This window comes from Subtercola boreus (assembly GCF_003399625.1).
Taxonomy (GTDB): domain Bacteria; phylum Actinomycetota; class Actinomycetes; order Actinomycetales; family Microbacteriaceae; genus Subtercola; species Subtercola boreus_C.
Genome location: NZ_NBXA01000001.1, coordinates 231579 through 238534, shown reverse-complemented (window position 1 = coordinate 238534; position 6956 = coordinate 231579). Strand labels below are relative to the sequence as shown.

The window sequence follows — 6956 nt, the reverse complement described above, 5'->3', positions numbered from 1 at the left end:
GTCGTATGCGTGCGGGTGGCGAGCCGAAGGCGATCCTGAACCGTCCGCTTCGACGCCTGCGTCACCGACTCCAGAAACAGTTGCACTGACCGGAACCCGTGAGACTTCGACAACCCCTCATCGCCGTACTCGACAGCAGACAAAGCCGCCACCTCCCCCGCCATCCGCACACGCAAGCCATCCACGATCCGGCCTAGTGACTCAACCTCCGCAGTCGCGACCATGACGTCCTCGTCGGCAAGCCCGCAGGGCGCGGCAGCCCCAACCCCAGACCCTGGCAGCACGCCCAACCCCTGCAGCGCATCCACCAAACTATGCATCACCGAAGCGATGTCAATGGAGGCGGCGGCTGGCTGGTTCATACCAACAGTCAAACATCAACCACTGACATTCCCTCAGCAAATCAGGGTCCCCGCAGGCCCAGATCCAAAACTCTCAGAAACAAATTCTGAGTCCGCAATCCCGGCAGACTGTTCCACACCCCCGACCTCACGTTTCGGCGTCCCCGAGCGTCTACAGAATGTGAACATGAAACCGCCCTTCGAAAAGGTGGTCGCCGAGCACGGCGCCACCGTACTGCGCGTGTGTCGCGCTGTGCTCGGGATGCCCGATGCCGACGATGCCTGGTCAGAAACCTTTCTCTCCGCCCTCGGCGCCTACCCCGAGCTCCCGCCCGACGCGAACGTCGAAGCGTGGCTCGTCACGATCGCCCACCGGAAGGCGATCGACCAGACGCGGATGCGCAGCCGTCAACCGATCCCGGTCGAGGAACTGCCGGAACGGGCATCCAGAACCGGAAGCGCCAGCGAAGGGGCCACGGGCGGCGACGCACACAACGACAGCAGCGACTCCCTGGCTCTCTGGCAGGCGGTCGGACTGCTCCCCGAGAAGCAACGCCTCGCCGTGGCCTACCACTTCCTCGGCGGGCTGCCGTTCGCCGAGGTAGCCAGGCTTCTCGGCGGGAGCGTCGAAGCGGCGAGGCGCGCGTCATCCGATGGGGTGCGGGCGCTCCGCCTCGTCTACCTGCCAGAGGGCGCCTCCGGCACCGCAACCAACGAACCGAAGGGAATGCCGCGATGAACACCACACACAGCTCGAACGCCGCCGAGCGGTTCGATTTCACTCCACTCGCAAAGGAGTCCATCGAACTCGACTCGGCCATCACCCAGCTGCACGCCCGACTCGAACAGCAGGCTCTGGATGCCCACCTGCTCGACCTCGCGTACACGACGGTCGACACCCCAGTGGGGTCCCTGCTGCTCGCCGCCACCGAGATCGGACTGGTTCGTGTCGCCTACGACATCGAGGATCACGATGCCGTTTTGCAGACGCTCGCGGCGCGAGTGAGCACGCGGATCCTGCGCGCACCGAGACGACTCGACGCCGTGGCCTACGAGCTTGACGAGTACTTCGCCGGCACCCGCCGCGGGTTCGATGTTCCGCTCGACCTGTCGCTGTCGAGCGGCTTCCGCCAGCTCGTGCAGCGGCACCTGCCGGAGATCGCCTACGGACGCACCGAGACGTACAAGCAGGTGGCCGAGTCTGTGGGCAGCCCGCGGGCGGTGCGGGCGGTCGGATCGGCGTGTGCGACGAATCCGCTGCCGGTCGTGGTGCCATGCCATCGTGTGCTGCGGAGCGATGGCGGGTTGGGCGGGTACATCGGCGGGCTCGCAGCGAAGACGGCGCTGCTCGCGCTGGAGGCGCGGCCGCATTAGGTGTGGGCGTGGTCGCCTGGCCGGAGAGAGGATGCGCGGCCCTTTGTCGCTTTCGCGCGTGCGCGCCGGGGCGCGGAAGCGACAAAACGTAGCGGAAACGGAGGCGCGCCGCGCGGGCGGGGGCGGGGGCGGGGGCGCGGGGGGGGCGGGGCGGGCGGGGCGTCAGCCGACCAGCTCGCCCGGGTGCGTCAGGCGCCAGAACGGATCCGGCCCCTCGAGATCCGTCTCGAGCCGGAGCGGCACGGTGATGGTCTCGCCGCCCACGCCGAAGCGCAGGTCGCCGGCGGCGGAGCCCGCGGAACCCTCGCTGAGCGACACCGTGTCTCCCGCCACGCTCACCGGAGTGCTCGACCAGACGACGGTGGAGGCATCCTGAGCCGCCACGATCGGCACGGTCGCGCCCCAGGCAGAGGTGTAGCTTCCGACGACCTGGCCCGCGGTCGCCAGGGACACGCTCGTGAACCCGAGTTTCGCGCTGTCGAGCAGCGCGGTCACCGCCTGGCGTGCCGACTCCGAGCTGGCGGCGCCCAGCACCACGCCGACGACGCTGAACGGTTTGCCTGCGACGGTGAAGTCCGCCGAGAAGAGCAGGCATGAACCCGCCTCGTCGGTGGTGCCCGTCTTCAGCCCGTCGATGCCGTCGGAGCCGAGCAGGGTGTTCGTGTTGGTGAGCTCGGAGAGGCCGGGGATGCTCTCCTTCTGCGTCGACACGACGGCGGCCAGCACAGGGTTGTCGAGCGCGAGCGACGCGAGCTTCAGCAGGTCGGTGGTGGTGCTCACGCTGGCAGGGTTGAGCCCGCTCGAGTCCACGACGGAGGTGCCGGCCAGTCCCTGCGCCTGGATGAAGGCCTCTGCGGCGGTGAGGTAGCCAGCCATCGATCCGAACGCCCAGGTGACAAGGGTCTCGCTGTAGTTGTTGGCAGACTCCATCAGCATGATCTCGATCACCTGCCGTTCGGTGAGTACCTGGCCCTCATTGACGAGCACGTAGGATCCGCCTTCCGCCCTCGTCGAGTCGAGGAACGCCACGTCGGCTGCGGTCATCGTGATGCTCGGACCGTCGTCGGTGGGGGTCAACGGTTTCGCCTGCAGCACCACCAGCGCGGTGAGGATCTTGGTGACGCTCGCGATCGGCACCGGCCCGGACTGCCCGCTCGAAGCCAGCACCTCGCCCGAATCCTGGAGGGAGATCGCGCTCGACCCCTGCGCAGGCGCCGACACCGCGGCCGCCGGGGCAGCCTGCACCGCCGGCGGTTCGAGGGTGACCGCAGCGGCGGGAAGGGGCGCCGTGAGCACCACAGGCACGTAGATGCCGGCCGCGACGACGAGGAACAGGATGCCGAGAACCACCACCCTCCGAACGAGGAACTGGCGGCGGGTCGGGGTCACCCGGCCATCGTAGTCGTGGCCGGCTGACAGTCAGGTGGAGGCGGCTGTCCTGTCTGCACGCGGCGACGGCAGCGGGCGTCGCCGTCAGCGGGCGGCGCCCTCAGCGGGCAGCTTCGTCCGCGCGCTCTGCGTCAGCGAGCAGCCCGTCGAAGTTCGCCTCAGGATCGCGCACCAGCGCGGCGCTGGCGGCGGCATGGATGCGCACCCCGCTCCGGGCATCGGCGCTGCGCGCTTCCAGCGGCGGGAGCGCGACCTCCCCGAGCGCGGCGAAGGCCCGGCCGAGGCTCCGCTGGGTCTCGGGTGAACCGCGCCCGAGCTGGGCGCACAACTCCTCGGCGAGACCGGCCTCTTCGCCGGCCGGAACCAGGCCGGACGCCGTGCGCCACGCGCTGCGGGCCACGTCGTCGTCGGGATCCCGAAGGAGCTCGGCGCTGATGGCCGCCCACCCCCTCGGGTCGCCGATCTTCGACAGCGTGTGGAGTGCCTGGCTGCGTGCCTGCGACCCGTCGTCGCCGACCTCGTAGACCAGCCGGGGCACGGTCTTGGAGGTCGGATGGCGAAGGAGCGCCCAGGTGAGCATGTCCCGCACGAAGAAGTCCGGCTCCACCGCGCACCGGCGCACGAGCACCTCGACGTACGACGGATCCGGCCGGGTTCCCGCGGCGAGCGCACTCGCGAGTCGGTTCGACGACGACTCGTCCTGGAGCGCGCTGCTCAGGCGATCGGCGGCGCTCCCACTGGCTTCGACATTCATGTTCACTGCCAGTTTAGGCGCGGCCACTGTCAGGCAAGCAGCTGAGGGACACAGAACTGACAGACAAATAGCCCGAAGCCACGACGACGCGGATTCGAGCTATTTCCTGCCTGTAAAAAAGTGCGGAGCCGGTGGGATTTGAACCCACGGTGGGCTTGACGCCCACTCCACCTTAGCAGGGTGGTGCACTAGGCCGAACTATGCGACAGCTCCAAGGGTGATGCCTGAGCAATCATAGCCGACGACGCAAGCGACCGTCGACACGGGTCGATCGGGGAGCTGCTGTGCGCGGCCGGCGGGGCGGCAGCCGGAGTGGGCGAGGCGGCCGGCGGGGCGGCAGCGGCAGTGCCCGGCGCGTAGGCTCGCCGGATGCAGATCTTCCACATCGCCCGGGCCGCCGACTGGCAGGCCGCGAAGATGGCCGGCACGTACACCGTCTCGTCGAGCACGGCCACGCTCGCCGAGGAGGGCTTCATCCACGCCTCCACCGCCGCCCAGCTCGAAGCGACCGCGGGGCGGTTCTACCGCGACATCCACGAGCCGCTCGTTGTGCTCATCATGGACGACCAGCAGATCACGGCCGCCGGAACAGCCGTCGTGCACGAGGAGGCCGGCAACGGCGAGCGCTACCCGCACATCTTCGGTCCCGTCGATCCGGCCTGGGTTCTGGACGCGCGCCCCGCCCACTTCGACGAGACCGGCCACTTCGTGTTCTGACCCGCCCCGCCGCGGTCCGGGCTACTGCATGCCGCCGAACGCCGGCGGCGCGAAGATCGCCCAGAGCAGCGCCAGGAACGTCGCCACGAAGATCGTCGGCGTCACGAACTTCACCACATTCGAAAAACCCGCCTGCGAAACGATCCGCCGGCTCACGGCGCTTTGGGCACCGAGCGCCGTGAGGTCGTCGGCTATCGCCTGGGCTTCGGATGCCGCCGAGAACTGCACGAGCGCACCCAGGATTCCGGTCGACAGCAGAATGAGCGCGGCAGCGAGGCGGATCGGGGTGGGCTGGTGCCCGAGCCCGGCCATCACGAGGGCGACGCTCGCCGTCAGCAGCACGATGGGGCCGAGTTGCGACAGGATGATCTGCAGCCGTGCTGACGCCCACATCGTGTGGAGCTCGTGTTCGGTCATCCGCCTGCCCGCCTTCCGGAGCACCGGATGCCGGTGCGCCTGACTCGACCCTACGTCAGGCTGCGGGCCCCTGCCACCGGGTGGGCACGGTGCGCCGCGGCGCCGCCCCAGCCGCGTAGTCTGGGGCGGGTGAACAGCGAACTGATGCGCCACTTCGTCGAAGCTGCTGAGCAGCTGAACTTCGCGCACGCCGCCCGTTCGCAGGGAGTCTCGCGGGCGACGCTCGTGGCATCGATCAAAGAGCTCGAGGCCGAGCTCGGGTACCCGCTGTTCGACTACTCCGCACCGACGACGACGCTCACGCCCGCCGGCGAGGCCCTTCTGGCCACCACGCTCGTTCAGTGGGCGAAGTCGGCCGCCGCGGCTGCCGCCGATGTGCCTGCGCCGGGCGGCAAGGCGAAGGCGTCGAAGGGCAAGGGCCGCGCGCCCGCCGTCAAGGGCGCGTCGCGCTCGGGCAAGCGCCGCCAGTCGCGCTGACGCGCCGTCCGTGCGGCGCCGCCGCTCAGGCGGAGGTGCGGAGGCTGCCCGTCGGCATCGCCGTCGCGATCTCGGTGGTGGTGCGGAGCCCCACCTGGCGGAGCTCCAGCTGGCTGACCACCAGGGCGGCGAGATCCTGGAGGTTCGCGATCTCGGCGCCCGTCGCCGTGCCGGGCAGGAAGTGCATCACGCAGAGGGTACCGATGACGGTTCCGTCGCCGCGTTTCAGGGGCACTCCCACGTAGAACCGCATCCCGAGCGGGCCGGTCACGAGAACGTGCTCACGCGTGCGGGGATCGGATCGGGCATCCTCGACCACCACCGGCTCGGCCGACGGCAGCGAACTCATCGTCAGGTCGAGCTCACGGGCGATGCGTTCCACGTCGGGTTCGTAGTGCGCCTTGAACCACACCCGGTCGTGGTCGGAGATGCTGACCAGCGAGATGGGTGCCGAGAACAGCCGCGCCGCCATCGCGGTCACCCGGTCGAGCGCCTCATCGGGCAGGGTGTCGAGCACGTCGGGCTGGGTCACCGGGCCGGGCGTCGCCGCCGAGCCCGCCGCGGGGAAGAGCGGCTCGAGCTCCTCGTCGCGATGCCGGCCGCTCTCGGCGATCACGAGCATCTTGAGCAGGGCCACGAGTTCGTTTCGGCTGGGCCGGGCATCCGGATCCCGCGCCGTCATCGCGGCCAGAAGCTGCTGCCAGTGCTCGGGCAGGCCCTCTGGGATGCGGGGATCGCGGGAGAGCCGGGCCATCGCCGACTCGACGACGCTCCCCGCGAACTCGAGATGCTGCGTGAAGCACTCCAGCAGCACGAGACCAAGGGAGTAGACGTCGGTCGCGGGGCCGACGGGTCGTCCCGACGCCTGCTCGGGGCTGAGGTAGCCGGCCGTTCCGGTCGTGGCACCCTCTTTGGTCATCCGTTCGACGTCGTCGGCGAGCGCGACCCCGAAGTCGGTGAGCTTCGCGCGGGCACGGGTGGACCCGTCGCCGTAGTCCACGAGCAGGATGTTCGACGGCTTGATGTCCCGGTGCACCACATTGTGCGCGTGGATGTAGTCGAGCGCCTCGGCCATGTCGTACCCGAGCTCGGCGATGTGCCGCGCCGACAGCGGGGCGGTGCGGATGCGCTGGTGCAGGTCGCTGCCGTTCACCAGGGCCATCACGATGTAGCGGTGCGAGCGACCGTAGTCGTCGGTGTCGAGCCCCGCGTCGTGAAGCTGCACCAGCGCGTGATGGTCGAGACCCGCCAGCACGGCGAGCTCGCCCTCCTGCCGCCCCGCCTCGATCTCGCTGTTGTGGAACAGCTTGACCGCGACATCCCGCCCGAGAACCTCGTCGCGCGCCCGGAAGACCGTTGCCATTCCGCCCTGGCCGATCGCCTGCTCGAGCCGGTAGCGGCCGCCGAGAGTCTTGTCGACGGGGAGTTCGCGTGCGCCAGTCACTGGGGATCCACTTTCCGGGAGGCAGGACACGGATGACCGGCAG

The 6956-nt window shown here is 69.5% G+C and carries 9 protein-coding genes and 1 tRNA gene; 4 read left to right on the top strand and 6 right to left on the bottom strand.

Annotation, left to right across the window (positions count from 1 at the left end):
• The coding region (locus B7R21_RS01095) for a hypothetical protein (protein WP_216364062.1) at window positions 1-362 on the bottom strand (362 nt) is incomplete at its 3' end.
• Between the two features lie 166 nt (window positions 363-528).
• Between B7R21_RS01095 and B7R21_RS01090 the strand changes: the two genes are divergently transcribed.
• Both B7R21_RS01090 and B7R21_RS01085 read left to right on the top strand, forming a co-directional pair.
• On the top strand, window positions 529-1080 hold the full coding sequence (locus B7R21_RS01090; protein WP_116281392.1) for an RNA polymerase sigma factor: 552 nt from the start codon (window positions 529-531) through the stop codon (window positions 1078-1080).
• Complete coding sequence (locus B7R21_RS01085; protein ID WP_116281391.1) at window positions 1077-1715, top strand: methylated-DNA--[protein]-cysteine S-methyltransferase; 639 nt, start codon at window positions 1077-1079, stop codon at window positions 1713-1715. Before B7R21_RS01090 ends, B7R21_RS01085 begins: the two co-directional genes overlap by 4 nt.
• Before the next feature lie 162 nt (window positions 1716-1877).
• On the opposite strand, the gene B7R21_RS01080 is transcribed toward B7R21_RS01085, so the two are convergent.
• The 3 genes from B7R21_RS01080 to B7R21_RS01070 form a co-directional block, all read right to left on the bottom strand.
• Window positions 1878-3104, bottom strand: a complete 1227-nt coding sequence (locus tag B7R21_RS01080; protein ID WP_172591996.1) for a D-alanyl-D-alanine carboxypeptidase family protein — start codon at window positions 3102-3104, stop codon at window positions 1878-1880.
• Window positions 3105-3204: 100 nt separating this feature from the next.
• The gene (locus tag B7R21_RS01075; RefSeq protein WP_116281413.1) at window positions 3205-3858 is read right to left on the bottom strand and encodes a HEAT repeat domain-containing protein; all 654 of its coding nucleotides are present in this window, start codon (window positions 3856-3858) and stop codon (window positions 3205-3207) included.
• 123 nt (window positions 3859-3981) lie between these two features.
• Window positions 3982-4071, bottom strand: a tRNA-Ser gene (locus B7R21_RS01070).
• 156 nt (window positions 4072-4227) lie between these two features.
• Between B7R21_RS01070 and B7R21_RS01065 the strand changes: the two genes are divergently transcribed.
• Window positions 4228-4575, top strand: coding sequence for a DUF952 domain-containing protein (locus tag B7R21_RS01065; protein WP_116281389.1), 348 nt, complete (start codon window positions 4228-4230; stop codon window positions 4573-4575).
• A gap of 21 nt (window positions 4576-4596) precedes the next feature.
• Here B7R21_RS01065 and B7R21_RS01060 read toward each other — a convergent pair whose 3' ends face one another.
• Window positions 4597-4992 (bottom strand): hypothetical protein, encoded by a 396-nt coding sequence (locus B7R21_RS01060; RefSeq protein WP_116281388.1) that lies wholly within the window; start codon window positions 4990-4992, stop codon window positions 4597-4599.
• Window positions 4993-5121: 129 nt separating this feature from the next.
• Between B7R21_RS01060 and B7R21_RS01055 the strand changes: the two genes are divergently transcribed.
• Complete coding sequence (locus tag B7R21_RS01055; protein ID WP_116281387.1) at window positions 5122-5469, top strand: LysR family transcriptional regulator; 348 nt, start codon at window positions 5122-5124, stop codon at window positions 5467-5469.
• A 25-nt stretch (window positions 5470-5494) separates the two neighbouring features.
• On the opposite strand, the gene B7R21_RS01050 is transcribed toward B7R21_RS01055, so the two are convergent.
• The gene (locus tag B7R21_RS01050; protein ID WP_253259563.1) at window positions 5495-6913 is read right to left on the bottom strand and encodes a protein kinase domain-containing protein; all 1419 of its coding nucleotides are present in this window, start codon (window positions 6911-6913) and stop codon (window positions 5495-5497) included.
• Between the last annotated feature and the right edge of the window lie 43 nt (window positions 6914-6956).